Below are 26,037 nucleotides of genomic sequence, written 5' to 3'. Positions count from 1 at the left end.
AGGACGAGCGCAGGAACGCCGCGGTGCGCAAGACTCCCGCCGTGCCCCCCTCACCCAAGAAGCCGACGAACCGCATGGAGCCGCTGGGCCAGGTCGCCCGTGAACTCTGGATCCTCAGCGGCAACGAATGCGCCTTCGACCCCTGCACCGAGCGGCTCATCTGCGAAGACGGCGCATTCATCGGCGAAGTGGCCCACATCCATGGCGTTGAGCCGAGCAGCCCCCGGCACGATCCCGCACTGGACCGGCAGGCCCTCCGGGCCGCCGACAACCTGATGCTCCTGTGCCCCAAGCACCACACCCGGATCGACCACGTGAACAGCCGCAGCAAGTACCCCGCGCCCATGCTGCGCAGGATGAAGAGGAAGCACGAGGACCGGTTCCGCGCGGCGGCGGCGTACATCGAGGCCCAGTTCACCGATCACACGAAGGCCGCGACCGTCCGCTACGCCACCACCCTCGACGCACTTCACGCCGCCATCGGGGTCGACAAGCTCACGCCCGACGAGAAGCACGACGACGTCGCGATGGTCAACACCATCGCGGACAAGCTCGCCGAGCTGACCCCGCCGGCCCGCAGCCTCCTCTCCTTCCTCGTCCAGGCCGACGCCGTACTCGGCATCGCCGAGGTGTCCCGGCGCACCCGCCGGTCACAGAGCGAGATCAGCAGCACGATGGAGGAACTGGACCGCCTCGGGTACGCCTACCTGGAACGCGAACCCGACGAGGACGAACCCCGCGGCGCTCTGAAGCTCTACGCCCACGACTCGTTCGACGGATGGCCGTTCTGGGATGACCTGCGGAGCTTCCTCGACGAGCACCCGGAGCGCATCGCGCGGGTCATCGTCGACCTCGAGTTCAACCTGCTGGACTGACAACGCAGCGGCCTGGATGCGCTCAGCGGCGGGGGCCCTCACCCGATGCCGCGGCCAGCCCCCCGGCTGTGGCCTGAAGCATCCCCGCCGTCGAGGAGGCCGAGGGGGTTCGTGAACGGCTCCCTGGCTGAGGCGCTGGCGTACTACCGGCCGCGCCGGGCGCGGGCGCGGTGGCATCCATAGCGGCCTTACGCGGAGGCGGGAGGCGGCCCCGGGTAGACAGGGGCGGCTGGACGTTCGGCGTCGTGCCGGACCGTGCGGTCGGGCCGCTGGACCGCGCCAGGCTCGAACAGGGCGTACTCGCTGTAGCCGCAGATCATGTACGAGGTGTTCGTCCTGTCCGCGAACTGGGCTATCACCTCCCCGTCGCGGCAGGTCAGGTGCCAGGCGAACGTCCAGGTGACCGCGTCGACCGGCTTTCCGTCGCGCATGACATCGAGCGGCTCCACCTCCACCGTCGCCACTTCACCGACTTCGTACTCCTGGCCGAGCCACGGCCGGAATACCGTCTGGATGAGCAGTCCAGGCTTGAGCTGGCTGGCCGTTACGTACGGCAGCCCGGTGGCGTCACAGGCGGCGCAGGTTCCATCGGTGGGGTGGCGGTGCGTCATCGACTTCTCCGAAGGGGCGGGATCGCGGTTGGGGTGTCGGCCCGGATGCTTGCGCAGGCCGAGCGGATAGCCATCGGTCCGCGAATTCAGGCGCCGGCGGTTCGCTGCAGGGCGCGTCCCGAGGTGCCGGCCCTGACTGGTTGATGGGTGGGCATGGGCGTGTCGGCGGCGGACAGCGGTGCGCGATGTCTGCCGCCGGCACGCAGAAGACCGGCCGCCTGCTGTTCCGCACCGAACTGAGGGGAGCGGCCGTCAACACCACGGCTCCTCTTTCGAGGGACCTCTGCCTACTTCCTGGCAGTCGCTCCTCGCGGTGCCGGTAGCGTCGGGTGGACGGCAGAGTGCCTGCCGGTCTCCCGCTGATGCGACACCCCACGCGGTCCCAGCGAAGAGGCGAAGGAGCCTCGCGGTGTCCGCGGGGTGAGTCCCGGACCCGGCACGCACCATCTCCTGTGAGACCGACCGTGGACTTTGACGGCCGGGCGTGGGCGGCCTCGAAGGACGCAGCATGGCACGGAACCGGACGGTGCAGCGCAGAGCCCGGCAGCTCCAGCGGCGGGCGGGCGGCGGGTTCAACGCCGCCCGCGACCAGGTGGTGGCGCTGCCACCGTTGCGGGCGCGTCTGACGCATGAGGAATGGCTGGCCGCCGGGCGGGCCCGGTTCGGCACGGACGACATCAGCCAGTGGTCTGCCCTGTGCCCTCGCTGCGGGCACGTCACGTCCGTGGCACGGTTCGCCGAGGTCTCCGGGACCACGGAGCTGACGCAGGCGTTCACCGAATGCCTCGGCCGGCACCTTCCCGGCACTGGATCCCACACGTTCCCGTGTGACTGGGCCGCTTGGGGCCACGTCCCCCTGTACGGGTACACCGTCGTCGACGGGCGGGAGTTCCGGGTGTTCGCCTTCCCGGCCCCGGACGAGGACGTGGCGAAGAACAAGACGCGCCAGGAGGAACGGGCTGCGGCCTGGCAGGCCCGCGTCGACGCCCAGGCGGAGGTCGAGGCAGAGGCAGAGGAGGACCAGGAGGGGGACGAAGACCAGACCGATGTGTGCGATTCATGCGACCGGCCGGTGGGCCGTCGTCACCGACAGGACTGCATCTGGCGGGTCGAGGAGCTGCTGGGTGAGTGGACGGACGTCGAGGAAGTGCACACCTGGGCGGATGGTCAGGCGCTCCTCGATGTCGCGACGGACCTTGAGCCGGCCATCGGCGCCTACATCGAACTCGTCGGACAGCTGCTGACCGCCCGCGGTATCCCCGTGACGGAGCAGGCCGGGGTCCGGGTGGAGGACGGGTTCGACCTGTCGGCCGACTGTGACGTGACACTGCGCGAGCGGAACCAGTTGGGCGGTCTGCAGTGGTTCTCCTGGGATGCCGAACACGGGTGGTCTTTCACCTCCATGGATCCGGCCCAGCGGCCCAGTCCGGTCTTCTACGCGGGAGGCCCGGTCACGCCGGTGGCGAGCGAGGCCGCCGAGCGGATCGCGGCGGTCGTCGAAGGCCGGGAGTCGTGGACAGGGCAGCGCATCCGTCAGCGCGTGGTGGTCGAGCCCAGCGCGTGGCACGGTGTGGCGCGTGAGCTGGAGACTGCCGTCAAAGGCCTTGCCCGAGCAGCAGGTCGGGGCGCCGAGCCGGTGAACTGACGGCCGCCGGCGCGCGCCGCTACGGGTTCATCGTGCTGTGCACGGCACGGTGAACCCGATGACCACGCCCGTGCCTGTTCCCGTCCCGCTCATGCGCCCCTCCGCGGTGTCGTCCGTGCCTGCGGGGCCCGGTTGGTCCCATGCCATGAAGCTGGACGGCTGGCGGGCAGCCGTTCACCGCCGCGGCGACCAGGTCCTGGTCCACTCCCGGTCCGGCCGGGACATCACGAGGGAGCTGCCCGAACTACGCACTGTGCTGATGGACTTGCCCGACGGTGTCCTGGACGGTGAGATCGTGGCGGCCTACGCGGACGGACGGATGGACTTCGGTGCCCTCGCACGCACGCCTGCGTGGCGGGCCTCCCACGGAGTCGGGGTCGTTTTCACCGCGTTCGACATCCTGGCCTTCTCCGATTCGCCTGGCCGGCCTGCGTTCGACGTTCGCTCCCGACCTCTGCGGGAGCGGCTGCTCCTCCTTGAACAGGCCCTGGCGGGTCGCGCTGTGCGATGGGTGCCGGGGATCGACAGCGCGGCCGAGGCGGTACAGCAGGCGAGGGATCTGGCACACCTGGGAGTGGAGGGTGTGGTCTCCCGTCGGCTTGACTCGCCCTACAGCGCGCGGACCTCTCGGGCGTGGGTGAAGTGGCGTACCGATGGTGATCCGGTCGACGCGAAGGTGATCGCGGTGATCGGGCCGGTGCACCGTCCTTGGGCGTTGCGAGTGCTGGTCAACGGCGGGGAAGCTGAGACATCACCGCGGTTGGACTCTGTGCGCGCTGCGGAAGTCGCCCGGCAGCTCAGAGGCCACGTGGGCGCTCGGCGACAGCGGCCCGACGGCTCCGAGGAGCACCTGGTCGTCGGGGTGGTTCTTGCCGAGGTGCGTCCGCCTGTCGGCAGGCACGGCAGCCTGCACTTCGTGCGGCTCCGCACGGACAGCTGAGGGCTCCCGCAGGCGCCGCGTCGTCACCTCGGGCAGTTGACGGCCGGGCCGTCCAACTGCGTGGGCACCGTGGTGTCCGCTTCGCACGAAAGGCTGCCTCACGTAGTCACACACGGCCCCGGCGCGGGCTCGCGCCGGGGCGGCCGTACGGACATCGCATGTGGTTGACCGCTGACACGCTCGTGTCGACGCCGGTCGTTAGGGAAGGACGATCATGAACGACGCGGCTCCCGTGGCGCGCGGCGACGCCCTCCTGCAGCAGGCCATTACCTCGCTGCGACAGGGCAACCCTCTCGTCGATCCGGCCTTGTACGAGCCCCTCACCGAAATGCTTGAGGATGCCGTCCAGGGCGATGACGAGGGTGTCATCAACCCCTACGTCGAAGCCGTCGCCGCAGCACTGCTCGGCAGCCCGCTGACGTCTGCCCGGCCGGCGGCCGCGCCCGGGCACCGGTCGGCTGCCGCTTCCGACAACCACACCCCTACACCGACCAGGAGCACCATCTCGTGACCGCCCTGCCCCGCCTCACCGCCGACGCCCGTGCCCAGGCACTGCAGAAGGCCATCGCCGCCCGCAAGGAACGCAGCGAACTGCTGATCCGCCTCAAGGCAGGCCAGATCTCCCTCCACGAGGTCCTCGACCGTACGGACACGGTCGCAGGCAAGATCCGCGTACGCCCCCTGCTCGAAGCCCTGCCCGGCATCGGCAAGATCCGCGCCGGCCAGCTCCTGGACCACATCGGCATATCCGAACGCCGCCGAGTCCGAGGGCTCGGACCCCGCCAGAAGGCCCAGCTCCTCGATCTCTTCCCGCCTCAGAAGTGAGCCGCCCTGGTGCCCGGCGCCCGTCCCGCCGGGCACCAGGGCGGCCGGAGGCCGACATCCTTCCGGGCGCCACGTACTTGTAGCGCGTCCACTGAGCCTTCTGCTCGGCTGGCGCTACGACGCCCCGGCGCCGTCGCCTGCAAGTAGTGCAACGCCGGGGCGTGGTTGCCCTCTGGCCTCGCGTCCCGGCCCTCCCCCTGCCCCCGGGCCGTCGGGCTCAGGCGCCGGGCAATCGAAGCCTGGCTAGGCCCGGGCCCTTTGTCGTGCCGTGCGGCGCTCGTGCCGGGCGGCTTCCACCGCCGTACGCCGCCGTTGGCGATCCTCCTCCGTGGAGCGGCACTCGTCCGCGATCTGCCGCCCCAGAGTTGCTGCCGACCATGCGCCTGGGCGATCACTGTTCCCCAGCTCTACTCCGGCGGGCGGTGTGGGCACTCGGGTGAACTCCGGCTCCTTGCCCGGACCGCCGTACAGAGCCACGTATCCAAGGCCGACGGCCCAGAGTCGGAGAGCTTCCACCTCGCGTACCACTGCTTGCCCCAGATCTCCGTCGGGGGTGTCGGCCCAGAGAGCCACCTCGTGCCAGCCGTCGGCCGGTGGCGGAGTGAACTGCTGCACCGCCCCGGCGACGGACTCGGTGGTCTCCAGCCACAGCCGGGTGCCGGCCTCGTCCCGGCACGCCACTCCGAGCCACGGCCACGTCCGGACGTCGTGCTCGACGGCTTGTCCGTCGGAGGTGTACGGCGTGAGGCGTACACCTCGGAACCGCAGCCCGTTCACTGTCACCTCGACATGTGGAGACCTGATGCCTGCGCCGGTGTCCGCAGGCCCTGCCATTGTGGCCGACAGAATCCGCGTCCTCAGGGGCCTGCCAATCCGAGGGGAGAGAGTTTGCCGTGCTCCGTCATGAGCCCTACGCGCTCTGTTCCTTGCGGCTTGCAACCTGCGGTGCGGCCCGGCGACATGCTGCTGCGTCCGGGGGTAAGCCGGGGCTTCGCGGTTTTCCTCGCCGAGGCTGTTGCGGTGTTCGACGATCCGGTGGACGTCTCTCACGGCCTGGCCGCCGGGCTCCTCCGCGCGAGACGCAGGCCCAGCCTTCCGGACAGCCGCAGGCTGGCTTCCGGCACGCCGCCGGCGTCGCCTCTCTCGCTGCCGGAACCATCGAGCGTGCAGGGCGCTCCGTCCTGCCGTCGACTTTCTCCACCGCCGCCCGATCGACACCAGAGGTCCAGGTATGAGCCAGGAACGTAGCCACGACGAGACGAACGACCTGATCGACGCTGAGCGCAGGGTCGACTGGGACGAAGAGGAGTACGAACGGTAGGCGTCTCAGACCCCAACTCCCTCGATCGGGTGAGGCAACCGTCGACAGGCTCAGGGCAGCTGGGACGGCCGCTAGGGTCGGGGCTCTGGGAGTAGCGCAACCTGACTCCGGCCTGCATGGGCGCCCACGCCGCCGCAGGACCGGCCAAGCCGTCTCGGACGCAGCGCTGCATTGTCGTGTAGCCAGCCGGCACGTCTTCCATCGTGGAACGGACGGCGGGGGCGTGGGGTCCGCCGGAGGGGTTCACCATGGTCAGGAGCCGTAAGGCGCGCCGGAACACCCGGGCTCGCGTGGCTGCCACCGGACAGCGGCCAGCCGCCGCCTACCGTGAACTGCGCGAGGTCGATGCGCCCTACGAGGGGTACGTCGTCGATCTTCACCATGTCGTGGACGACGTCACCGCGCCCGGGCACCAGGGGGACTCCTGGGCGTACCGGGTGCGGACTCCGGAGGGAGTCGACCTGACGTGGAACGATGTCAACGACCCCGATGCCGGCGGCCCGGAGCTGACTTCCAGGCAGCAGATCTCCCTGTTCGGCGGGTGGCCGCTGACTCCTGAGCTGCTGCGGGCCCGGTTCCCGGGCGCCAGGATCCTCGAGCACAGCGTCATGCCGGAAGGTTGCCACGGCTGCCATCTGGTGAAGTGCTGGACAGTACACGTCGGGTGCACCGTTCCGTGCGAGCGTCTTGAGGCTGCGCGGGAGACGGAGGCGCGGTGGGAGGCCGAGGAGGCGTTCGACCGTGCGTACGCTGCGTACCAGGCGGAGCTCGCTGCTCTGTGGCTTCGGCACGAAGCCGAGGATGCCGATCTTGAGCGGGATGGGCAGAAGGTCCGCGAGCGGGTGGAGGCCTGGCGGACCGCGGTGGACTCCGGGCGCTGGGAGGATGCCGGGGGTACCGAGGCGATGTGGCGTGAGTGGGACGTCTGCAACGCGCGCGAGCGGGATCAGCGTGAGCGGCATGACCAGGAGTACAAGGAGCTGACCGGCAGGCAGCCTGAACCCCCTGCCCACTGGGGGACGGCTGTCTCGGCCTGAGCTGTGAGCTGTCGGCCGGTGGCCGCATCGGTGAGTCCGCTGCGTAGATGCTGGCGGCGTGCGTCACCAGGCGGCGGATACGCCGGTCGTACGATGTGACGTCATGGACCGGCTCGAACGCCCCGCCCGCACCGAGATCACCGCGCTGCTGAAGAAGCTGGCACGCGGCCCGCAGGCGACGTACGACCAGCGCGCCTTCTTCCTGAACGAGTACCTGCGGGTGCTCAGCGACTTCCTTGAGCTCCCTGAGGAGCGGATTCAGGCAGGCGACCTCGTGGACGTTGGTTACGCGGTCGCGTGGCTGAACGCCGCGGCCGCGGGTTACACCCGTCAGCGTCGGGTGGCCGGCAAGCCGGACGCGGCCGCGGCGTCGCAGGCAGCTCGCTGCGCCACTTTCAACGCCTTCGCTCGTCACCTCGGCCAGCCGGAACGTCTTTCCGAGGGCTGGCCCGACAGCCAGGGCCTGCCGGTCGACGAGAGCCGCCGGGTAGTGGAGCTGCTTGCGGACAACCGACCGCCGCGCACGAACCGCAGCACGTGGGAGCGCACCAGCGCGCTTGCGGCCCTGAGGCTCGTCACCGGCCGCCCGCTTTCCGAACTCGCTGGTCTTCAGGTGTCGGCCCTCGACCTGAAGGCGGACCCGCCCACCGTCACCTTGGGGGAGCGCGTCTTCCCGCTGGACGACTTGGCTGTGCGGACGATGAACCGCTGGCTGGATACCTGGAAGAGACTGACCGAACAGTTGGAGGGTGGGACCGTCACGCAGGTGTGGGTCACCATCAAGCCGGGCCGGCCCCGCTACGGTGAGCCGGCCAAGCACCCGTACCTGCCGTGCTCCATCCGCGCTCTTCGGGCGGCTCAGCATGACCTGACCAGCAGACTGCTCGCCCGGCCGACACGGCTTGGGCAGCTGAGCGGCCCTGATCCAGACGATGTCGTTTCCCAAACCCCCAAGAGACGCCGTGCGCCGTCGGCAGCTCCTCCTCCGGAGCGCACTGCCGAGGACCGGGCGCTGGCTCTCCGACAGGCTGCCGAGGTCAGGCGTGAGCGGGCGGAGATGCTGGGGCGGCTGAAAGCCGGCGACCTGTCGCTGCCCGATGTACTGGCCCGTGAAGACAGGGTGGTCGGCGGTACCCGGGTGGGCCGGCTAGTGGAGTCGCTGCCCGGCGTTGGGCCCGCTGCGCGGAGGCGCATTCTGGCGGAGGTCGGCTTGGACGAGCAGCGGCGTCTGCAGTCCCTCCGGGCCCAGCAACGTGAGCGGCTGCTCCACGAATGCTCAACCATTTCGTGAGCCACGCAGTCGCCCGCGGCTGATGGCTCCGCATGCGAACCGGCCCAGGGAACGGGGAAGGCACCCGGGGGGTGAGTCCTGGCGAGCCACCGGACCCACGGGCTCTCGCTGTCAGGGGGGATATGCCGCGCGGACAGGCGAATCCGCGGCTGTTGCGCGGTTCACTCCACACTGGGGTCTCTTGATTCCCAACTTGGAGTGAACCGCCCATGACCACGGACCCGAGCGCCGACCCGGCCGCCGGCAAGGATCTGCTCGACGAGACTGCGCTGCTGACGCACGGCGACACGATCGCCCGTGCGCTCCGGCGTTGGTGCGCAGACCGGATCGAGGACCTGAAGGAGGAGTTCGACCTGTTCGGTGCGCCCGACAATCCATCAGAGCGACGGCGCTGGACTCTCGAGCTTTCGGAGCGCCAGGCGCTGGCCCTGGCCGAGATCGAGCAGCTCCAGCGGGTACGGGCGGAGACCAACAGCGCTTGGTCAGAGGACCGGTGGGCCGACCTGGGGGCGTTGGGGCTTCGCCACCAGCGGCACCTGAATGAGGAAGCAGTCGCCACAGCCCGCCGCCTGCATGATCTCTCCGACGCGTATCCGGGCCGCGGTCGGGCCCCCAGGCCCAGGCAGTCTTCTGCGACGCTCGGGCCGGGAGAGGTGGCCGTGCCGTGGGGCGTCGATCCCGGCGCTCCGGCCACCGGTCGATCGCCGCAGATGACCTCCCGATCCTTGTGGGCACTGCTCAGAGAAGCATTCCCAGATGCCTCCTCCGGCCGGTGCACGGTGACGGCACACCGACTGCTGAAGGAGGTTTTGCAGCCGACACTCGGTCCGGTCGACGCGATGCGGATGCGCCGGGAGATCACAGCGGCCCTGTACGACGGGGTGAGGCCGCCTGCCGACGAGCACGAAAAGCACCGCAACCAGTGGATCGTCGAGTCGGTTCTTGGGCGGGTGGTCGTACCACTTGCTGATCAGCGCAACCGGCTCGCGGCGGCGGCGGATGACGTCCGCGCTCTCCACCCGCTCATCTCGGGTGGCAGTTGCCCGGTTTGCGGGGTTGCGTCTCCGTGTCCGACACGGCGAGCGCTGGGCGACACGGCCGTAGACGGCATGTGAGCGGGGTGGTCGTCGGGGAGGCATCTGAGCTGGCGCCGTCCGTGCGTGCTCCTGGGCAGAGGAGCTGGTGGCGGCCACTGAGGTCCGGGGCCGCCACCAGCTCAAGCGGATGCCGGGCCAGTCAGAGGGGACGCCCGGCGGGCAGCAGGGAATCCTCCGACAGGCCGTCCTTGAGGATCGGATAGCTTCTGTCCGGGTCCTGGAGGATGCCGCCACCGTCATATGGCCAACGCTGCGGATCACGGAACGCCACTCCGATATAGGCACGGCCTGGAGTATCGGCCCAGGTGGGATCCACGACCGTCCCGTCAGGCCGGACGCACCAGGCGTGAGCGAGGGGGAAGTCGACGCCGTCAGGGAGGGCGAACCCCTCGGCGTAGACCAGACCTTCCGAGCGGCGGCCGCGGGCGTAGCGGGCGGCATTGCTGTAGCACAGCCGTGGCTCCATGCCCGTCAGGTCGGGCGGAGGCGGGGAAGCGGTGAAGCGGCGACCGTGGCTGAGCAGGAGGTGGTAGAGCGTGGGGAACGCCCATCCGTCCGTGTTGTAGTTGCCCTCAGCAAGCCTCGCTACGTCGTGGAGATAGGTGGCGACCGCCTCCTCGGAGAGGGGGTCGACGATGGGTGTGATCATGAGCGAGAGCTTCCTCCGAAAGGGCCAACGCGCCGAGCCTAGGCGAAACCCGCATCTGGGGTGAGGCCCTCCGTCAAGGTGACGCTCGCGCCGCAGCCACAACGCCCCGCGCATCGTCGTTCCCGGCCGAGACGGCCGGACACTGGGCGGAGGACCCGTTCAGGCAGTGAGCGGCCACTGCTCGGCGACCTGCTGCTGAGCCTTGTGCCACGCTCGCTCCAGCTCGCTTCCCTCGGTGGGGTCCTGCAGGGACCATCCATCTGCGGCGAACTGCCTGATCTGCGGCAGCAGCATGAGAGAGGAGCCCCGCAGGGCTGCCCTCAACACAACGGTGGCGGTCGGCTCGTGGGGCGAGTCGCCCCACCAGTCCGGCACGCGCCCCTGCCGCCGCGGCGCCGGCTGATGGACGACATCACAGACGCGCAGCGTGGAGCCGAGGACGAAGGGGCGGAAGTCGTCGCGGGACGTCAGTCGTAGCGAGCTGACGCTGAGGCGGCTGCCGATGGCCGGGACGGCGAGAGCGAGGTACCCGTCCGGGCGGCAGAGCGCCCCGAGGAGGCAACGCTGGTCCACGTCCACGGTGGCGGCGTCGAAGAATTCGATGCGGATTCCCAGGTCAATCATGGGTCGATCCTGCCGCCGTGACCGGACACCCCTCGGCCAGGCACAGACGCTGGCATCCCGGTGGGCTACTCCTGGGCGCCGTCGTTCCCTGTCTCCCCGGCCGTGATAGCGGCCAGGGCCGCTTCGAGCTTCTCCTGGGCGATGGGCCCGGAGTCCGGGAGGCCGGCGGCTCGCCACGCGGCGACGGCGCGCTCAGTGTCCCCAGCCACGGCCTCGACCATCATGTCCTTGGCGTCCTTCTCGGCGACGGCTCCGTCAGCGGGGCCGAGGTCGACCAGGTGCACGGCCATCCGGACCTTGCTGGGCCGCTCTCCAGCCTGGGCCTTCGTCGTCTCCATCTCCTTGTAGACGCGGACGAGCCGGCCGATCAGCCGCTGGGCCGTGGCGTACAGCGCCTTGCCCGAGTCGTTCTCGAGCCGATCAGTGCGGAACCGCTCTTCGCCTCGGCCCAGGGCCTTGATGTAGATGAAGGCCCGGTTGCTGCTCTCTTCGATCTCAACGCGGGTAAGGACACCGCGGACACGGTCCTTGGCGCCCTCGACGCGCGCAATGTCGGCGGCCAACTGCGTGCCGTCCAGGTAGAGGTTCAGCGCGAGCTCGCGCACCCGGCCGTGCCAGGCTGCCTCCAGCCCGGGCCGGCACGGCCCGGCGGCCTGCGCTGCCGCAACGATGAGCTGATGGGGTACGGATCCGTTCACAAGTCTCATCATGCCGTGCCTGCGTGCTGCCTCCTGCTGTTGAGGAACTCCGGAAGGGCCTCGTCCCGTCCGAGCGTGAGTCGGCCGGCGTGGTACGACCTCCACTCGGGCGGTTTCCCGGTACCGGTTCCCCACTGCACCTCTGTCAAGTAGGTGTAGTGCTGGCTCATGTGAGAACCCTCGGTCCTTTCAACTGGCGTCCAGGAGCCCTTCCGTGCTCCTCCGCTGAAGCTAGCTAGCACGCGAGGCTACGCGAATGATCCGCTGTGTCTTGGCGAGTGGGTCACCCGGCCCCGCCCACTTCCTGCTGCCTTGGCCATCCGGTCAGTTGCCGGATGGTCGCCGGGTACAGCTTGGACAGGCGCGGCGGAGCAGCGAGCCGACGGCCGGTCTGAGCCAGCACCGGCGCAGCACAAGGACCTGACCGCCGCGCAGTGAGCTGGGTCACTCCCGTTGTGCACATCGGAGTGCACACGGCAGGCCCGGACGCAGCCATGCTCGGTCCGACCACCCGCCGAGAGAAGGGGAGGGGCCGCCATGCCGGTGCTCCGCCAGATCGCCACCTGCACCGCGCCGTCGACGATGGTCGTCGAGCGTCGGTCACATCGGAAGGACCGGGACCTCGACTACCGGGTGGAGGTGTGCGCGCGGCACCGGTGGCTGGCGGAAGAGGACTGGGGCAAGTCGTTCACGGGGGAGGGGGCCGGCGGGAGGTGCGGCACGGTCATCGACTACCGCGACTACGACCAGGTCGTGCAGTCCCACTCCGATCTGTGGCTGCGGCCGCTGGCGATGAACGGTCTGGAGGACTACAGCGGGGACGTCGCGCTCGCCCTGGGCGCCGCCGCCCAGTTCCTGGCGGGGGCGAGGGCGTACCGGGAAGAAGGCGGGACAGTGGCCGCGCTCGGGCACGCGGCGCGGGTGGCCGAGGCCCTCGCCGCTGGTGTCCTCGGCACCGAAGAGGGCCAGGCGCAGGTGCTGGCGGCGCTGAGCGCGGCCGAGACCGTGGTCAGCGCCGACCGGGGCGCGTAAGAGCACGCGTCAGCGGATCGCGCCGCTATCGCTCCGGGAACTCGCTCCGCGGGCCGTCGAAGCCGTCGGCGAAGCCCCGGAGCAGAGGGTCGAGCTCCTGGGCGGCCCCGCACAGGGAGCAGAGCCGCACGCCGGCCCGCTCGGCAAGGTCGAGTGCCCGATCCAGGGCGAGAGGCGTCGCCCGGGACGGCGCCTCGGCGCAGTCAGGCGCATGGATCACGCCCTGGCCGCGGTCCAGGCCCTGCATGACCCAGCCGGAGGGTCGTCGCTCGCCCAGGAGCTCCTCGACGAGCGACGGGCGCGGGAGCCGGGTCACCGGCACCGCGCTGTAGTCGACGCCAGGAATCTGGCGGATCTGCCCAGGGGCGTCCAGCCACACCCGGTACTCGGAGGCCTCGACCGCGTGCTCCTCGGTGTTCCGGTAGGACGGGAGCCCGATGTCTCCCTGCCACCCGGTCGGTGTCTGGTGCCACGAGTAAAGCCGGGCCCGCACTTCCTGGCCGTCCGGCAGGACCACCGTCACGGCGATGGGAGCAGGATCGGGAGAGGGCGGCGGCTCTGGCACGCGTCCACCATAGGCTGCCGACCATGGCGTGCGGCCGATGCCGGGGGTGTGCGCTACTGGATGTGGAGCCCCTCGCGTTCCCACTGTCGCAGCAGGGCGTAATCCCGGTCGATGGTGCTCTGGGCTTCGGCGGCGAGGTAGACGTAGCCGGGGGAGCTGGTCAGGTCGCTTGTGCGCTCCAGTGGTTCGCCGGGGGTGATCGAGGAGCAGACCGCTATCGCGCTGGGGAGCGTTGCTACCGTGCCGGCGGCTTCGGCGCTGGCACGTCCGGGGGTGGGGTTGATGAACTCGACATTGCGGATCCGTCCTGGCCAGGAGGTGAGCTGGTCGTCGAAGTCGAGGAGGGTGCGGGGGTCGACGAGGGCCGCGGCGAGCAGAGCGGTCTGGGAGGTCCCCAGGTACTTGTCGATGATGTCGGGGGAGGTGGCGCCGCCGAGTCGGGCGCCGGTTTCGATCAGGACGGGGCCGCGGGCGGTCAGCATCACCTCGGTGTGGGCTGCCGACTCCTGGATGCCGAGTGCGTCGAGGACACGGCAGGTGTAGGCCTTGAGCAGCTGCGCCTCGGCGGTGTGCGGGGCGACGGGCTCTTCGTAGTCGTACAGGGGCATGGGCCCGTCGGAGGCCCGCTTCGTGTAGCGCCAGATCTCCGCGATCCGGTGGGCGCCGCCCGAGCTGACCGAGTTGATGTAGTACTCGTCGCCGGACAGCCGCTCCTGGACGATGACGGCGTCGTTGCGCTGCCCGAAGATGTTCGGCTTGGCCAGGATCGCCTGGGTGGCGTGGGCGATCTCTTCAGGGGTCCGGCAGAAGCGCACACCGTCGGTCGCCGCGCTGGCCAGGGGCTTGACGACCGCTTCAGTGAGGTCGGAGGCCGTGAACCATTCGGCTGCGGCCGCCGGGCTGCTCGCCGTGGTTCCTTGCGGTACGTCGAGTCCGGCGCGTTCGGCGATCTGGTACATCAGCGCCTTGTCCCGTCGTGCCGGTCGGCTGGCGGGGGTGTTGGTGGGGAGGCCGAGCTGCTGGGCGAGGGTCTCGGCCAGCGTCACGCCAGATTCGGAGCCGGCGACGACGCGGGAGATACCGAGGGTGGCGAGCTGCCCGGCGAGCGCGGGGATGTCGTCGGTGTAGCCGAAGTCCAGGGAGTAGTCGTCGGGACGGAAGCTGCGCTGGAGGTATTCGTTGGTGCGGGGCTCGCTCTGGACGTGGATGCAGTTCACGCCGAGGTCGCGCAGGCGGCGGGTCAGGCTGGCGCCGGTGGAGTAGCCGTCGACGATGCAGATCTTCATGTTCTTCCTAGGTTCTGGCGCGGGGTGAGGTGTGATGCGCGAGGTCAGCTGAAGTCGAAGCCGGACATCCAGTTGCCGGCCGGGGGCTGGTCGGAGACTGGCTGTTGGGGCGCGGGTGGGGCAGGTGGCGGCTTCGGGGCCGGAGTCTCGGGCTGGCGCGGCTGCTCTGGCGGTTGGGCGGCCGGAGGGGCAGCCGGAGCAGCCGGGGGCGCCTTCGGGGCCGGTGTCTTCGACAGGGGCGGCCGCTGGGGTTCATCCGCTGGAGGTGGTGAGGGCGCCGGTGTCGAGTCGGGGGTCGGCGGGGGCTCGTCGACGAGGTCGCGGCGGACCCAGCGGGGGTCCTGGCCGCCGTCCTTGTTGGGCACGAGTACCTGCACGTAGCCGAGTTCGGCGAGGTGCGCGCGGGCCAGGTCCTTGGCCCCGTGAATGGTGACGGTGGGGTCCCACGGCAGGGGGGTGGTGTCGTCGGGCAGGAACATGATCTGGGCCTGCTGGTAGCCGTACTTGGGGTCGTAGCCCCAGGAGCGGCCCTTGGGGGTGCCTTCGGCCGGGAAGCGGGTGCCGTGGTCGGAGTTGAGGATCTGCTGCGATTCGTACTGGTCCAGGGGGCCGACGCCGAGGCGTCGGCCAAGCTGGGAGCGCAGCTGCATGCCGAGGATGTCGCCGGCCGGCTTCTGGGCGGCGCAGGCTATGTTCGTCTCCAGTGCGCGGCCGAGGCGGGCGACTTTCTCGAGCATCGCCTTGGCGTCGTTCTTGAGTTCCTCGATCTCCTTGTTCGCGGACTTGGCGAGGTAGTCGGCGATCTCGTCGAAGAAGAGGATCAGTCGGCCCGGGATGGTGTCGTCGTCGCGCAGGACGACTTCGCCTCGGGCGACGGCGTCGCGGAGGAGTTGCAGGTTGCGGCGCCCGTACTTGTTCAGGAGGGACTGGCGCTTGTCCATTTCGCCGGCGAAGGCCTGGATGGCCTCGTAGATCTCTTCGTCCGTCGCGGCGAATCTGATGACGGCGGGGAACTCGGGGGTCCAGGTGAAGTCGGTGCGCTTGGGGTCGCAGACGATGAGCTGGTAGATGGTCGGGTCGTACAGGGCGGGGAAGAGGATCAAGGACAGGGCGACGGACTTGCCGGCGCCGGTCTTTCCGCCGATGAGGGCGTGGGGGGTCTGCTGCAGGTCCCAGTCGAGCCAGCCGCCTCCCTTGACGGGGCCGAAGCGGATGGTGCCGCGGCGGGCGAGGGCGAGGAACTCCTCGAACTCGGGGCTGCCGGGTTCGGGGAAGGCGAGCTGGGTGGGCAGTCTGGGGACGGCGCTGACGGTGACCCGGCCTTCCGCCTCGCTCCAGGCGTAGTGCCAGTCGTTGGTGTCGGTGAGAGAGTCAGCGTGCTGTTCGAAGGCGTCCCTGGTCTCCGGTTTGGTGACGTCGTAGGCGCCGAAGGTCACGGTGAAGGACTCGGGCCGCTCGACCGGGGAACCGTTGCTTCCTCGGTGGCTGCTCCAGGTGTGGATGTCCACCTCGACGGGGTCCTGGCCGCGCTTGGTGGGGAACTTGGACTCGACGACGGCCTGCAGTCGGGCCGTTTCCCGCTTCCGTACGGCGCGGGGATCGGCGTTGGAAACAGCCTTCAGGACGAGCCGGTTGGTGTTGGCGAAGGTCCAGTCCGGCAGCCAGGTCCGGTCCGGAAGGGTTTTGGACAGGGCTGTGTCCAGGGTGCGCTCGATACGGGTGCGTAGTTCTGGCGCGGCGACGTCCAGGGTGCCCAGGCCGATGGTGATCTCAAGGGGCGTGTTGGCCCTGGGGCTGTTGGGGTCGTCCTCCCACTTGGTGATGTCGACGGTGAGCTGGCCGGCCTGCCGAGCCGGGATCTGGGCAGTGATGAGGTCGGAGATGTAGCGGGTGCCCTGCTTACGGATCGCCTCCGGTGAGCCGGCGGGCACTCCACGGATCGTGAGCTCCCCGGGCTGCCAGGTGTAGATCCACACGTGGCCGCGGTCGATCTGGGCGTCGATGACGCGTTCGACGTTCTCCCGGAAGGCGCGCTGAGAGACGTCGTAGGCGCCCAGGGTGACAGTCAGTTCGGTGGGGACTTCTCGACCGTCGCGGTCCTCCCACGCGCCGACCGCGACGGACACGTCGACGTCGACACCGCGGGGCGCCGGGAAGAGCTGGCCGACGACCGTGTTGATCCACCGCTCGTCCTGCATACGCAGCAGTCGCGGGTCGCCCTCGTTCACGAGATCGCACGCCAGGGAGCCGGGGTTGGCCCAGTCGAAGACCCAGCCGGTACCCGGCGGGATGGGCGCGGCTTCGACGGCCTTCTCGGCCTGCCACCGGGTGCGGGCCTGAGCGGCCGGCGCCGATGGGGCGATCATGATGCGGGCCGCGGCGATCACGGTGGAGCGCCGCCAGCGGGTGACGCGGATGTACTGGCCTTCGTTGACCGGCCGGGTAACGGTGGGAGCCGGCAGTCCGCATGGCTTCATCACACGGCCGTACAGCTCGGACAGAGCTCGCCGCTGGCGGGGGATGACCCGTGCGGCCCGCCCGATGGTGTACAGCAGGGCGGTGACGGTGACCGCGGAGAGGACCTGCCACTGGCGCCACTGCAGGTACCAGGCTCCAGCCAGCAGCGGCAGGATCAGCCAGTTGAGAAGGACGTGCGGCACTTTCCCGAAGGCGCGACTGCGGTCGCGGCCCAGGGTGAACGCCAGCCACGTTCGGGTGTGCGCACCTACCGGCCATCCGGGCCCTGCGGCGGGCCGGCGGGCGGCGGGACGGCGGCGTTTTCTGGCCGCGGGCATGAGGGTGGTCCTCCCGAGTCGACAGCGGTGTTACCCGGATCGTGCTCGGGAAAGCGGACAGCTCTGATCCGCCGGTCCGCAGCCGGTGAGCAGCGAGGTGAGCAAGAGCCTCGCTCCCGGCCTGGTGTGACGGTGGCCCGCGTGTACGCAGACGGGGCACCGTCACCTACGGACTTGGCTGGGCTATGCGAGCGTCGCGCCGGGGTCGAACCGGTCGTAGGCAAAGCCCTGCCAGATCTCCCAGGCGGTGCTCACGTGGCCGGTGCCCGCCGCCTTGCCGGTAGCGGCCCAGAAGGGGCGCAGGACCAGCGCACGGAACTCCGGCGGCCGGCATCCGACCGCGTGCGTGACCAGGTGGGCCGTGTGGTTGAACTGGCCGGGGCCGTGCAGGTGGCCGCAGCAGGGAACACGCCAGTCGACGACTCGGTGGCTGGCCGGCACCCGGTGGCGGTCCACGTGGGGACGGTAGTGGTCGCGGATGACATGGTTGCCGTGGGCCTTGGCCGCGTCGAGGTTGGTGTAGGTGCCCAGTGTCTGATCGAACTTCTGGACGTTCCAGAGGCTGGTGCTGGCCATCGTTGGGGTCCTCGCATGTCGGCGGCGTGTATGGATCGCTGTCGCCCGGAGTCGGCGTGCTGTCGGTGCGTGTGTCATCGCAGATGGGTGTCGTCATGGAGGGCGACCCTGGCCAGCTCAATGCTCTGATCGGGCAGTCTCCACCACATCAGGCGAGGCGCGGCCGAGGTCTGGTTCTTCAGGTGGCAGCGCATCGCGACGGCCTGGTCGGCGCGTACGAGCGGGGCTCCGCCGCGCTCGTCGCGGGCCCGCATCCGGTGGACCTGTCGGCCGGGGATGGCGGCGGCGAGTCCGGTGAGGACTTCGACGGTCACCTCGACGATCTTGCGTCGGTCCACGAGTTCGATGGCGTGCAGCGAGGTGAGCCAGTCCGGGCCGAGAGTGAAGGGGGCGAGCGGCTGGCTGGGGCGGTCCGGCTCGGCGATCATGCGCAGCCAGCATTGGTCGAGCTCGTAACGGAACTGCTGTTCGGGGTCGGCGTAGATGGTGGGGGTGTCGATCTCGGCTCGCTCTTCGGCTGCTCGCAGCGCCTTGCTGAGCCGCCGTACGTCCTGACGCAGCGATGAAGTGGTGCGCTTCTCGGCCGCCAGCAGGGTGCGCAGGTGCTCGATGTCATCCGGCGCATGGCTGCTGCGGTCGCCAGGCACGGGCGGGCGGCTGTTGCCGGGCTGGGGCGTCGTGGTGCTGTAGACGAGAGTGCGCCCGAGCAGCTGGTGGTGGATCTCCCGGAGGGCCTCGTCACTGCGGCCGGGGGTGATCTTGACAAGAGGATGCCGGTGCTTGGGGTCGTCCGGGGCTGCGCCGGGGCGGACGATGCGGACGGCTCCGCCCCACACGGCCAGGTCAGGCATCAGCTCCCGCAGGTTGCGGGCGGCTGTGTGCGTGGTGAGTACCGCGACTTCCGCCTCAGGGTGGATTTGGTCGTACAGGCGGATCGGATCGATGAGCGGGACGCCGTCCTCGCGGCGGGGGTCAGGAGACAGCACCGCCACGGGGGCTGTGCGGGACAGATCGAACAGATGGTTCATGAAGGCGGCAGTGTCCGAATCGCCGACCTCACGTACAGGGCGAGACGTCGCCGCGGTGCTCTTTCCCGGCGCGCTCGGAGGGGGGCTTGGTACAGGCATGGGACGGCTTCCTTTCTCTGAGTCAGATGTCAGCTGGCGTAGGCGTAGAAGGCATCAGAGGCGGGAGGGGTGGGTTCCTCCCTCGCTATGGCAAGGACCTGCTCGCGGGTGGCCCTGCGCGCCCGCCGGATCCGTTCACGCTGCTCGCGGTACTCGGCGCTGGGGGCGTCGCCCGGGTGTGGGCGCGCAGGAGGCGCGGGTGTTCCTGACGGCTGCAGGCATGTGGGCTCTCCAGCTGCTTTCCGCGCGGCCCGGGCTTCCGCCTGCCGGGCACGTTCCTGCTGGTACTCGGCGGTGGGCGGTGCGGCGCGCTCCTTGCGGAGTACCGGGGCAGGTGCCTCGGGGACCGCTGGCGCAGCGTCGTGGGATGACGCGGTGGGGCGGCCGCTGCGTAGCTGCACGTCGAGTCGGCGCAGCGGGCTGGATCGGCGCTTGCCCTGGTGCGTTCCGGCCTGGAGCCGCTCGAACTTCTCGTTAACCTCGGCGATCACCTGGGCTGACAGGAGCCGCAGGTTGGCCGCCCATGAGGCGGATTCGCACAGGACTCGCAGGGTGCCGGTCTCTTCGTCGAACTCTTCGGCCTTCCAGTGGGTGGCACGTGTTTCACCGAGGAGGGAGGGCCACTCCTTCTTCAGGTCCGCTCCCGCAGCTTCTCCCTCCCATTCGTTGTCCACCACCAGTTGGCTGATGACGCTGCCCAGGGGGTTGGGGTCCCGGCCGTCAGCGCCGTTGGCCCGCCGGGGAGCAGCAGCCCGCTTGCGTTTGGTCTTGACGGGGTTGTTCTTGGCATCGGCCCTGGCCCGTCGCAGAGCGATTCGCGCCAGGTCAGCGCCTGCGGCCGACTCTGTGGCTGCTTCGGTGGAAGGGGCGGTGGGGAGAGCAGCGGCGTCCGCATTCGGTGCACCGGTGAGGTCCGGTTCCAGGTGCATGGCGGGGTGTGCCGTCATGTCGTTCGTCCTCCTCGTGCTCGAGTGCGGGTCAGCAGGCGTTCTGCAGGCGCGGGTTGTTGTGGAAGCGGATGCAGGCGTCGACGAGCTGCGCGGTGTAGAGGCGGGATGCCTCGGCCACACCGAGTCCGTCGACGGCGGTGAGGACCAGGTCGGTGTCGCCGAAGTGCTTGAAGCGCCCCCAGGCGTCGGCCCTCATCTGCTGCACGAGGCTGGCATCGAGCTCGTCGATGGTGGTGGCTGCCGCGAATTCCTCGATCTCCTCGGCGTTGCCGGCGCTGTCGTTCCTCAGGGCCTGGACGGCGTTGGTGAACTCGGCGGTGGGCGGGGTGGCCCGGGCTTCGTCGGCCAGCCGCTGCGCCGTCTCCCGGTCCTGGGCGGCGTCTCGCTGGAGCTGTGCGGCGACGTAGGCGTGCGCGCGGTGGGGGCGCCAGCGCGGTCCGAAGTAGTGGCTGGGGTTGATCTCGTGGAGCCAGGCGTGGACCTGCTGGAGGGATGCACCGGCGGCGGCCTTGTCGACCAGGACCCAGGACAACTGCTCGATGGGGGTGCGCTGAAGCCAGTTGTGGAGCGGGCGGAGTGCCCGGGCGAACCGGTCGGCTACCTGGTAAGCGGCGGCGGTGACAGGGTGGCCGAGGACGGACTTCTTCTTGGGCTGAGTGATCTTGTTCGCTCGCGCCTGGCGCGTAGTTGTTGATCTACCTCTCACATCAGCTTTAGGGGAGTGGGTGGTGGTGCTACGGGAAGGGGGCTCACGCCGGTTCTGATCTGCTGTTTCCTGCGCAGCGGCGATGGCCTGGGCCCGGCCTTCGGGGGTGAAGCCGGTATGCCTGGCGGTGTATCCGTGGCCGGACAGGCGGTGGCCGTGGGCAGCGTCGTAAGCCGGCGGGATGGTGGCGCCGTAGACGGTGGCTGTGGCGGTGTACGGGCGGCCCGGGAGACGGAGGTTGCGGCGGCTGCCGTGTTCCAGCCAGACGAGTGCGCCGAGCTCGCGCAGGACCTTGATGTGCCGCTTCACGGTGGCGCGCGATATGCCGACGCGCCGGGCGGTGCCTTCGAGGTCGTACAGGACGATGCCCCGCTGGAAGTCCATACGGGCAGCGAGGTCGAGGGCGACGTCGACCGTCGTGGTGGCCAGTGCCTTGGGATGCGCGCCGCTGTCGATGAGCCAGGCGACGGCCCGGAGCCAGGCGCGGGGTTGGCAGCGCCGGGACCGGGTGGTGATGACGTCCTGCTCGGCAGGCGGGACAGGCTCCAGCCGATGCGGCTCAGCGTGCGGCTGGTGGGACGGGCGGCGCATGAAGAGGGGCTCTCAGTGTTTTCGGGCAGCCCAAAGTCAGGCGTGGCTGCCGCTCAGGTGCGGAGGAAGAAGGGGTTCCGCCTCAGGGGCGGGCGCTTGCCGGCTGGAGACCGGAAGCGAGGTAGCCGGGGTCGGCGGTCAGCCGCTGTGGGCGGCGGAGGCCGACCCCGGTAACGCAACGGGCGAGGAGGCCGCTCTCGGCCTGCCGCAGCTCGCGCTGTCCGATGTCACGGTCAGAACCAGGGCAGGAGCTGTTCGGCGGTGCTGAGGACCTTCTTCGGGGTGAGGGGGTTCCGTCGCGGCCGCCGGCGCACGTTGCAGGAGCTGCGCTGCTTGCGGCGGATCGTGCGGGTGGAGCATCCGAGCTCCTCTGCCATCTCCACCTGCGTCAGCTGGCCGACCGCGGTCATGGCGGCGACCTTCTCGGCGTCGACCTCGTCGTAGGTGCGGCGGACCATGAGGTAGATGTCCGTGTCCTCTTCCGCGAAGGGGGCCAGGCCGAGGCTGCTGCGGATCCGCTCACGGTCGGTCTCGGTGGTGCCGGCGACGATGCCCTTGACCGCGTGATCGGTTACCGCGGCGAACAGGCACGACTCAAGCATCGGGCAGGCGGCGCACAGGGCGCGGGCCTGGCCGAGGGCCTCACGGAAGTCGGCTTCCTCGTCGGTGAACATGGCGAGCTGGTCCCCGTCGAGCATCTGATCGTTGATGCCGGAGCCGGACAGGTCCTCGAGGAGTCGGAAGAGATCGGCGTGGATGATGCAGGGTGTGGTGCTCATGCGATGTCCTGGCGGGAAGCTGCGGAAGGTGCGGGGGCGACGGCGATGGTGACGCCGGGCTCCGGGAGAGCCCAGTCGTGCGTTCCCAACGGGGCGGGATACGTCTTGTGGGGGCCGATGTCGTAGCCGACGATGCGGGAGTCCTCCGTGTAGACGCGGAAGGCCTTCTTGTCGGCAGGGGACAGTGCGTCTTGGACGGCGCGGATCAGCTTGTCGATGTCGGGCTTGGTCGCGGCGTGGACGGCTTTGGTCTTGGGTGCGCTCTTGGGCCGGGGCAGGGTGAAGACGGCCGACATGATGAGCGGGCAGTTCGCCGGCTCCCAGTCCGTGCCGCAGGTCTTTTGCGCGGCCGCGTTGATCTGGCGGCGCCACTCGCGGAGTTCACGGCTGTACTTGACGACGCCGGGGGCGGGAACTTCGACAGAGCCTTGGGTGACGGGCGTTCCGATGACCGTGAAAGTCAGTCGCCTCTCAGGGAGATTCTGCAGACTGCCGAGGGCTGCTTCGCTGACGGCGGCCAGGCGCGGGCCGGAGGTCTTCTTCGGTTGGGGCGCGTCCGCCGACGGGGCCGGTACGAGGGTGCGGCAGTGGGGGCAGCGGGTCGTGGTGGGGCGGAGCACGGCAGGGCATGACGGACAGGGGCGGTAGCCGCGGTCGGTGATGAGGCGCTGTATGTCGATGCTGGTGCCCATCGTGCGTCCTTCTCTCGTTCGGGCCCGGTGGGGGCGGGAGCGTCTGTGCGGCGCTCCCGCCCCCACCGGGGTGGATCAGGCTGCTGTGGCAGCGGGTTCGGCCTCGGCCGTCTGGCGGGCGGCGGCGCTGGCCCGGGCGGCAGCGAGGAACGCGGCCGGGTCGGCTTCCCACTCCGCGAGCGCGGGGAGGAAGTGGGCGACCTCGATGCGGTCCAGCTCGTGGGTGCCGAAGCGGTCGGTCAGGAGCGGGAAGACGCGGTCGGGCCAGCCCGCGAGGCCGACGTCCTTGTGACCCATGAGGATCTTGAAGCGGTCGAAGGCATCGCTCTTGAGCACCGGGTGCACGACGGGGATACCGTCCGGGCCCACGGCGCGGTCGGTCTCGGCAACGCGGGCCACCGTGTCCATCAGCGGACCGACGGTGGCGATGACCTTGCTCGCCCACGCGTTGCGGGCGAGGACCGCCTCAGCGCTGATCGGATCGGTCATCTCGGCGGTGTAGGCGAGTGCGGGCTGGTGGCTGACGACGAAGTCGATCCACGCACGGGCTTCGTGGTGGGAGCGGTCGGACCGGATGGCGCTGCCGTCGGTCTTGCGGTAGACGCCGAGCTGGATCCGGTCGGCCATCCCCAGGATCAGTTCGGCGAGGGTACCGACCACGGCCGGATCGGTGTCAGGGTCGACGCCCGCCGAAGTGATCATCTGGTGCGCCTGCGCGTACGTCTCCCGGATGGCGGTGGCCAGGTAGGAGCCGTGGTTGAACCGGCCGTCGGTGTTCCAGTCCTCCCACGGCTTGGCCTCGGCGGCGTGGGCAGCCCGCTGCGGCGGGCGGCCCGGGCGCGCGTTGGCGGCCGGGGCAGCAGGGGCGGGGCCGAAGTACTTCTCCAGCTCGTTCCGTACCTGCTGGCTCACGTCGACGCTGCCGGATGAGGCGTTAGCGGCGGGGATGATTGCGCCGCCGAAGACGGCGTATCCGTCGGGGGCGAGGCTGCCGTCGCGGTTCTCCCGCAGCGACTCCCACTCCTCCGGGTCGGAGACCAGCTCGTCGGTGAACTCACCGTTGACCGCGACCACGAGGTTGCGGCAGTTGCGGTTGGTGATTTCCGCGTTCGCCCGGGTCGAGTCGCCGACGATGCCGCGCAGCTCGTGGATGGGCGTGAGCGGGCTGATCAGCTCGCCGCTGTCGTTCTGCTTGTACCGGCGGGTCGTCTCGATGGCAACGGTGACCGGCAGGTCGTTCTTGAACGCCTCTGCCAGCAGTTCCGCTGCCTTGGAGTCGGCCTGGACCGACCCGTGGAAGTCGTGCTCCAGCCCGACGGACTCGGCGTCGAAGGTCACGCGGCCGGTGCGGAAGGGGCCGTCGTCGGTCGCCTTCGTCTTCACCTTGTACGCGCTGACCTTCACACCCACGTGCTCCCGGACGTACACGCTCGGACGGGCGCGGACGGTCTGGCCGTCGGGCCCGGCGGCAGCACGTGCCTTCTTCTCGTACGCGATGAACGGACGGCCCTTGGCCGGCGGCTCGTACGCCATGGGGTGACTCCCTCTGTAGTGGATCGACGGGCTCAGATTCCGGCCAGACGTGCCGTACGGCGAGCTCTCGCGAAAATCCATCGGGCGGGTCGGCAACAGGCTTCGGGAGCCGAGCGCGCCGACGTTCAGAGGAGGGTCGGGATAGCGAAACTGGCAGAAGTTGTGGAGCCGTCTAGGCGGGGACGGCACGCAGGTGACACACTCATCTCAGGCTCCAACGCTGGTTGGGAACATGCCGAGACCAGGCTTTTGACTGGTTCCTGCAGGCAGGCTCGGTCACGGCTCCTCACGGAGCGGACAGCTGGTGGAGGAGCAGTTGGATCAGCCCCCCGATAGGGAAATATAGACGAGCCACGTTTGGCTATCAAATGGATAGCTAAACTGAAGTTGTCGCGTCCCCCTACACACCACGTTCAGGAGCGTCTCCGGATGCCTACCCCCCGCCACTTCGACGGTTCCCTCGTACGTAAGCTCCGTCGCGACAAGGAGCTCACACAGAAGCAGGTCGGGGCCGCCAAAGGAGTAGAGGTCTCCGGCACGGCGGTTGCGAACTGGGAGGGCAACAAGTCCACGCCCGATCCGGAGAAGCTGCCCGGGATCGCCGCGGTCCTAGGGCGGCCTCTGGACGATCTGTTCCCCCGTGACGGCCTGCCGGACCTGGCCGACCTGCGGTGCGACGCCGGCATCCCGCAGTACCGCACTGGCGAACTCATCGGCACACGCAGTCACATCCCGGTCAGCAACGCCGAGCGCGGCGTTCGTCCCCTGGACGACGAGTACGTCGGAAAGCTCGCCGCTGCCTACAAGGTGAGCGCCGAGGAGCTGCGGGCTGCCCAGGACCGGTCTTTCGGCAAGTACGTCCCGGACGTCTCTGGCGCCTTCATCCCCACGGCCGCGCCGGCCCGACCGCGCACCATCGCCGAGAAGATCGCATACATCCTCAACGAGACGTACGACCAGCCCCCCACCGACAAGGAGCTGGCCGCACGTGGCAATGCGAAGTCTTCGCGTCAGGTACTGAACACCGAGCTGGTCTTCGCGCTGCGCACCGGCGCCGAGACGGCTGCCTCGGACGAGGTCCTCGACGCGATGGCCACGGCTCTCGACGTCCCCCCCATGTTCTTTCGCAGCGACGATGAAGAGGTCGCCCGGATCGTCGCCAGCATCCGCACCGCGAAGAACGGCCTCAAGGTCATGGCGGCCCGCGGTGGCGAGAACGGCGGCGTGTCCGCCGAACTGCTGGACTACGTCAACGACGAGCTGGCCAAGCTGCTCGGCCCCGACGGGCTCGACGGGCTTGAGGACCTCTAAGGCGCCGAACGACTACACCTCAACGTAGAGCAGCCGACCCTCCGCCCGGGCAATCAGCGCGGCCTCCCACATCTTGCGCGCCAACGGAGGGATGTCCGACTCGGGGATGTCATCGGGGGCGCTGAAGCGGTACTCGCTCAGTTCCCCCTCCTGCAGGCGGATGGACTGCTCTTCGCCTGCGGTCAGCTGTCCGCATTCGAAGAGGTAGTACGCGTGCGCCGGCCTGCCAGGGGGCGAGATGAAAGCGGACACCAGAAGGCGCCCCACCTCCAGGTCGAGGCCGACCTCCTCGCGCAGCTCACGCGCGCACGCTTCACGAGGACGCTCTCCCTCATCGAGGTGACCGCCGGGCAGGTTCCAGCCCGGCTTGTACGTCGGCTTCACGAGGAGAACGCGGCCTTCGTGATCGGTCACGATCGCCCCGGCGGACACGCCGGCACTCAGGTGGTTGGGTCGCATGATTCTGTGCTCCGTCTGCTTC

At 69.7% G+C, this 26,037-nt stretch carries 27 protein-coding genes; 10 read left to right on the top strand and 17 right to left on the bottom strand.

Annotated features, from left to right (window positions below):
* Positions 1-23: 23 nt before the first annotated feature.
* Complete coding sequence (locus tag ACWCQM_RS18035) at positions 24-875, top strand: hypothetical protein (RefSeq protein ID WP_450916215.1); 852 nt, start codon at positions 24-26, stop codon at positions 873-875.
* 188 nt (positions 876-1,063) lie between these two features.
* Here the strand turns inward: ACWCQM_RS18035 and ACWCQM_RS18030 are convergent, their stop codons facing one another.
* On the bottom strand, positions 1,064-1,486 hold the full coding sequence (locus ACWCQM_RS18030) for a hypothetical protein (protein ID WP_351867162.1): 423 nt from the start codon (positions 1,484-1,486) through the stop codon (positions 1,064-1,066).
* 508 nt (positions 1,487-1,994) lie between these two features.
* Here ACWCQM_RS18030 and ACWCQM_RS18025 point away from each other — a divergent pair.
* The 4 genes from ACWCQM_RS18025 (at position 1,995) to mihF (ACWCQM_RS18010) (ending at position 4,896) form a co-directional block, all read left to right on the top strand.
* The gene (locus ACWCQM_RS18025) at positions 1,995-3,131 is read left to right on the top strand and encodes a VVA0879 family protein (protein WP_450916214.1); all 1,137 of its coding nucleotides are present in this window, start codon (positions 1,995-1,997) and stop codon (positions 3,129-3,131) included.
* Between the two features lie 58 nt (positions 3,132-3,189).
* On the top strand, positions 3,190-4,071 hold the full coding sequence (locus ACWCQM_RS18020) for an ATP-dependent DNA ligase (protein ID WP_450916213.1): 882 nt from the start codon (positions 3,190-3,192) through the stop codon (positions 4,069-4,071).
* A gap of 214 nt (positions 4,072-4,285) precedes the next feature.
* Positions 4,286-4,582 carry a hypothetical protein gene (locus ACWCQM_RS18015; protein WP_450916212.1) on the top strand — a complete coding sequence of 99 codons (297 nt, stop codon included), beginning with the start codon at positions 4,286-4,288 and terminating at the stop codon, positions 4,580-4,582.
* Positions 4,579-4,896 (top strand): integration host factor, actinobacterial type, encoded by a 318-nt coding sequence (gene mihF, locus ACWCQM_RS18010; protein WP_332757184.1) that lies wholly within the window; start codon positions 4,579-4,581, stop codon positions 4,894-4,896. The genes ACWCQM_RS18015 and mihF (ACWCQM_RS18010) overlap by 4 nt, the downstream gene beginning before the upstream one ends.
* Before the next feature lie 243 nt (positions 4,897-5,139).
* Here mihF (ACWCQM_RS18010) and ACWCQM_RS18005 read toward each other — a convergent pair whose 3' ends face one another.
* On the bottom strand, positions 5,140-5,679 hold the full coding sequence (locus tag ACWCQM_RS18005; RefSeq protein WP_450916211.1) for a hypothetical protein: 540 nt from the start codon (positions 5,677-5,679) through the stop codon (positions 5,140-5,142).
* Between the two features lie 828 nt (positions 5,680-6,507).
* On the opposite strand from ACWCQM_RS18005, the gene ACWCQM_RS18000 reads away from it, so the two are divergent.
* The 3 genes from ACWCQM_RS18000 to ACWCQM_RS17990 all read left to right on the top strand — a co-directional run bounded on the left by ACWCQM_RS18000 (position 6,508) and on the right by ACWCQM_RS17990 (position 9,660).
* Positions 6,508-7,254: a hypothetical protein gene (locus tag ACWCQM_RS18000; protein WP_450916210.1), complete on the top strand. Its 747-nt coding sequence runs from the start codon at positions 6,508-6,510 to the stop codon at positions 7,252-7,254.
* Between the two features lie 103 nt (positions 7,255-7,357).
* A complete protein-coding gene (gene mihF / locus ACWCQM_RS17995; protein ID WP_450916209.1) occupies positions 7,358-8,545 on the top strand; it encodes an integration host factor, actinobacterial type in 1,188 nt (395 codons plus the stop codon).
* 209 nt (positions 8,546-8,754) lie between these two features.
* The gene (locus ACWCQM_RS17990) at positions 8,755-9,660 is read left to right on the top strand and encodes a hypothetical protein (RefSeq protein ID WP_450916208.1); all 906 of its coding nucleotides are present in this window, start codon (positions 8,755-8,757) and stop codon (positions 9,658-9,660) included.
* Between the two features lie 121 nt (positions 9,661-9,781).
* Here the strand turns inward: ACWCQM_RS17990 and ACWCQM_RS17985 are convergent, their stop codons facing one another.
* The 4 genes from ACWCQM_RS17985 to ACWCQM_RS17970 all read right to left on the bottom strand — a co-directional run bounded on the left by ACWCQM_RS17985 (position 9,782) and on the right by ACWCQM_RS17970 (position 11,783).
* On the bottom strand, positions 9,782-10,291 hold the full coding sequence (locus ACWCQM_RS17985; protein ID WP_332757180.1) for a hypothetical protein: 510 nt from the start codon (positions 10,289-10,291) through the stop codon (positions 9,782-9,784).
* Between the two features lie 159 nt (positions 10,292-10,450).
* The gene (locus tag ACWCQM_RS17980) at positions 10,451-10,915 is read right to left on the bottom strand and encodes a hypothetical protein (RefSeq protein WP_450916207.1); all 465 of its coding nucleotides are present in this window, start codon (positions 10,913-10,915) and stop codon (positions 10,451-10,453) included.
* A gap of 65 nt (positions 10,916-10,980) precedes the next feature.
* Positions 10,981-11,613 (bottom strand): hypothetical protein, encoded by a 633-nt coding sequence (locus ACWCQM_RS17975; RefSeq protein ID WP_332757178.1) that lies wholly within the window; start codon positions 11,611-11,613, stop codon positions 10,981-10,983.
* Between the two features lie 8 nt (positions 11,614-11,621).
* Entirely contained in the window at positions 11,622-11,783 is a 162-nt protein-coding gene (locus tag ACWCQM_RS17970) for a hypothetical protein (protein WP_450916206.1), read from the bottom strand.
* A 367-nt stretch (positions 11,784-12,150) separates the two neighbouring features.
* Here ACWCQM_RS17970 and ACWCQM_RS17965 point away from each other — a divergent pair, with 367 nt between their 5' ends.
* Entirely contained in the window at positions 12,151-12,645 is a 495-nt protein-coding gene (locus ACWCQM_RS17965; RefSeq protein WP_450916205.1) for a hypothetical protein, read from the top strand.
* A 25-nt stretch (positions 12,646-12,670) separates the two neighbouring features.
* Here the strand turns inward: ACWCQM_RS17965 and ACWCQM_RS17960 are convergent, their stop codons facing one another.
* The 10 genes from ACWCQM_RS17960 to ACWCQM_RS17915 all read right to left on the bottom strand — a co-directional run bounded on the left by ACWCQM_RS17960 (position 12,671) and on the right by ACWCQM_RS17915 (position 24,245).
* Entirely contained in the window at positions 12,671-13,210 is a 540-nt protein-coding gene (locus tag ACWCQM_RS17960) for a DUF6233 domain-containing protein (RefSeq protein ID WP_450916204.1), read from the bottom strand.
* Positions 13,211-13,263: 53 nt separating this feature from the next.
* Positions 13,264-14,496: an ATP-grasp domain-containing protein gene (locus tag ACWCQM_RS17955; protein WP_450916203.1), complete on the bottom strand. Its 1,233-nt coding sequence runs from the start codon at positions 14,494-14,496 to the stop codon at positions 13,264-13,266.
* Between the two features lie 44 nt (positions 14,497-14,540).
* Positions 14,541-17,291 (bottom strand): FtsK/SpoIIIE domain-containing protein, encoded by a 2,751-nt coding sequence (locus tag ACWCQM_RS17950; RefSeq protein ID WP_450916202.1) that lies wholly within the window; start codon positions 17,289-17,291, stop codon positions 14,541-14,543.
* 183 nt (positions 17,292-17,474) lie between these two features.
* Positions 17,475-17,867 (bottom strand): hypothetical protein, encoded by a 393-nt coding sequence (locus tag ACWCQM_RS17945; RefSeq protein WP_450916201.1) that lies wholly within the window; start codon positions 17,865-17,867, stop codon positions 17,475-17,477.
* 74 nt (positions 17,868-17,941) lie between these two features.
* Positions 17,942-18,895, bottom strand: a complete 954-nt coding sequence (locus ACWCQM_RS17940) for a hypothetical protein (RefSeq protein WP_411098940.1) — start codon at positions 18,893-18,895, stop codon at positions 17,942-17,944.
* Positions 18,896-19,023: 128 nt separating this feature from the next.
* Positions 19,024-19,941, bottom strand: a complete 918-nt coding sequence (locus tag ACWCQM_RS17935; RefSeq protein ID WP_450916200.1) for a DciA family protein — start codon at positions 19,939-19,941, stop codon at positions 19,024-19,026.
* Positions 19,942-19,972: 31 nt separating this feature from the next.
* Entirely contained in the window at positions 19,973-21,241 is a 1,269-nt protein-coding gene (locus tag ACWCQM_RS17930; RefSeq protein ID WP_450916199.1) for a hypothetical protein, read from the bottom strand.
* 233 nt (positions 21,242-21,474) lie between these two features.
* Positions 21,475-22,020 carry a WhiB family transcriptional regulator gene (locus tag ACWCQM_RS17925; RefSeq protein WP_332757169.1) on the bottom strand — a complete coding sequence of 182 codons (546 nt, stop codon included), beginning with the start codon at positions 22,018-22,020 and terminating at the stop codon, positions 21,475-21,477.
* Positions 22,017-22,712: a RusA family crossover junction endodeoxyribonuclease gene (locus ACWCQM_RS17920; RefSeq protein WP_411098937.1), complete on the bottom strand. Its 696-nt coding sequence runs from the start codon at positions 22,710-22,712 to the stop codon at positions 22,017-22,019. The genes ACWCQM_RS17925 and ACWCQM_RS17920 overlap by 4 nt, the downstream gene beginning before the upstream one ends.
* A 75-nt stretch (positions 22,713-22,787) precedes the next feature.
* The gene (locus ACWCQM_RS17915; RefSeq protein ID WP_411098936.1) at positions 22,788-24,245 is read right to left on the bottom strand and encodes a hypothetical protein; all 1,458 of its coding nucleotides are present in this window, start codon (positions 24,243-24,245) and stop codon (positions 22,788-22,790) included.
* Between the two features lie 429 nt (positions 24,246-24,674).
* Between ACWCQM_RS17915 and ACWCQM_RS17910 the strand changes: the two genes are divergently transcribed.
* Entirely contained in the window at positions 24,675-25,556 is an 882-nt protein-coding gene (locus ACWCQM_RS17910; protein WP_396318512.1) for a helix-turn-helix domain-containing protein, read from the top strand.
* Positions 25,557-25,568: 12 nt separating this feature from the next.
* Here ACWCQM_RS17910 and ACWCQM_RS17905 read toward each other — a convergent pair whose 3' ends face one another.
* Positions 25,569-26,015 carry an NUDIX domain-containing protein gene (locus tag ACWCQM_RS17905; RefSeq protein ID WP_396318513.1) on the bottom strand — a complete coding sequence of 149 codons (447 nt, stop codon included), beginning with the start codon at positions 26,013-26,015 and terminating at the stop codon, positions 25,569-25,571.
* Positions 26,016-26,037 lie beyond the last annotated feature (22 nt).

Source organism: Streptomyces sp. NPDC002125 (assembly GCF_053593715.1).
Note: the sequence above shows the minus strand (reverse complement) of the source record. Positions and strands in the feature narration are given on the sequence as shown.

What these genes read in the sequence shown, in the direction of transcription:
- ACWCQM_RS18030 (WP_351867162.1), bottom strand. Translation starts at nt 1,486, where the DNA reads ATGACGCACCGCCACCCCACCGATGGAACCTGCGCCGCCTGTGACGCC.
- ACWCQM_RS18025 (WP_450916214.1), top strand. Translation starts at nt 1,995, where the DNA reads ATGGCACGGAACCGGACGGTGCAGCGCAGAGCCCGGCAGCTCCAGCGG.
- ACWCQM_RS18020 (WP_450916213.1), top strand. Translation starts at nt 3,190, where the DNA reads ATGACCACGCCCGTGCCTGTTCCCGTCCCGCTCATGCGCCCCTCCGCG.
- ACWCQM_RS18015 (WP_450916212.1), top strand. Translation starts at nt 4,286, where the DNA reads ATGAACGACGCGGCTCCCGTGGCGCGCGGCGACGCCCTCCTGCAGCAG.
- mihF (WP_450916209.1), top strand. Translation starts at nt 7,358, where the DNA reads ATGGACCGGCTCGAACGCCCCGCCCGCACCGAGATCACCGCGCTGCTG.
- ACWCQM_RS17990 (WP_450916208.1), top strand. Translation starts at nt 8,755, where the DNA reads ATGACCACGGACCCGAGCGCCGACCCGGCCGCCGGCAAGGATCTGCTC.
- ACWCQM_RS17985 (WP_332757180.1), bottom strand. Translation starts at nt 10,291, where the DNA reads ATGATCACACCCATCGTCGACCCCCTCTCCGAGGAGGCGGTCGCCACC.
- ACWCQM_RS17980 (WP_450916207.1), bottom strand. Translation starts at nt 10,915, where the DNA reads ATGATTGACCTGGGAATCCGCATCGAATTCTTCGACGCCGCCACCGTG.
- ACWCQM_RS17970 (WP_450916206.1), bottom strand. Translation starts at nt 11,783, where the DNA reads ATGAGCCAGCACTACACCTACTTGACAGAGGTGCAGTGGGGAACCGGT.
- ACWCQM_RS17965 (WP_450916205.1), top strand. Translation starts at nt 12,151, where the DNA reads ATGCCGGTGCTCCGCCAGATCGCCACCTGCACCGCGCCGTCGACGATG.
- ACWCQM_RS17955 (WP_450916203.1), bottom strand. Translation starts at nt 14,496, where the DNA reads ATGAAGATCTGCATCGTCGACGGCTACTCCACCGGCGCCAGCCTGACC.
- ACWCQM_RS17950 (WP_450916202.1), bottom strand. Translation starts at nt 17,291, where the DNA reads ATGCCCGCGGCCAGAAAACGCCGCCGTCCCGCCGCCCGCCGGCCCGCC.
- ACWCQM_RS17945 (WP_450916201.1), bottom strand. Translation starts at nt 17,867, where the DNA reads ATGGCCAGCACCAGCCTCTGGAACGTCCAGAAGTTCGATCAGACACTG.
- ACWCQM_RS17940 (WP_411098940.1), bottom strand. Translation starts at nt 18,895, where the DNA reads ATGAACCATCTGTTCGATCTGTCCCGCACAGCCCCCGTGGCGGTGCTG.
- ACWCQM_RS17935 (WP_450916200.1), bottom strand. Translation starts at nt 19,941, where the DNA reads ATGACGGCACACCCCGCCATGCACCTGGAACCGGACCTCACCGGTGCA.
- ACWCQM_RS17930 (WP_450916199.1), bottom strand. Translation starts at nt 21,241, where the DNA reads ATGCGCCGCCCGTCCCACCAGCCGCACGCTGAGCCGCATCGGCTGGAG.
- ACWCQM_RS17925 (WP_332757169.1), bottom strand. Translation starts at nt 22,020, where the DNA reads ATGAGCACCACACCCTGCATCATCCACGCCGATCTCTTCCGACTCCTC.
- ACWCQM_RS17920 (WP_411098937.1), bottom strand. Translation starts at nt 22,712, where the DNA reads ATGGGCACCAGCATCGACATACAGCGCCTCATCACCGACCGCGGCTAC.
- ACWCQM_RS17915 (WP_411098936.1), bottom strand. Translation starts at nt 24,245, where the DNA reads ATGGCGTACGAGCCGCCGGCCAAGGGCCGTCCGTTCATCGCGTACGAG.
- ACWCQM_RS17910 (WP_396318512.1), top strand. Translation starts at nt 24,675, where the DNA reads ATGCCTACCCCCCGCCACTTCGACGGTTCCCTCGTACGTAAGCTCCGT.
- ACWCQM_RS17905 (WP_396318513.1), bottom strand. Translation starts at nt 26,015, where the DNA reads ATGCGACCCAACCACCTGAGTGCCGGCGTGTCCGCCGGGGCGATCGTG.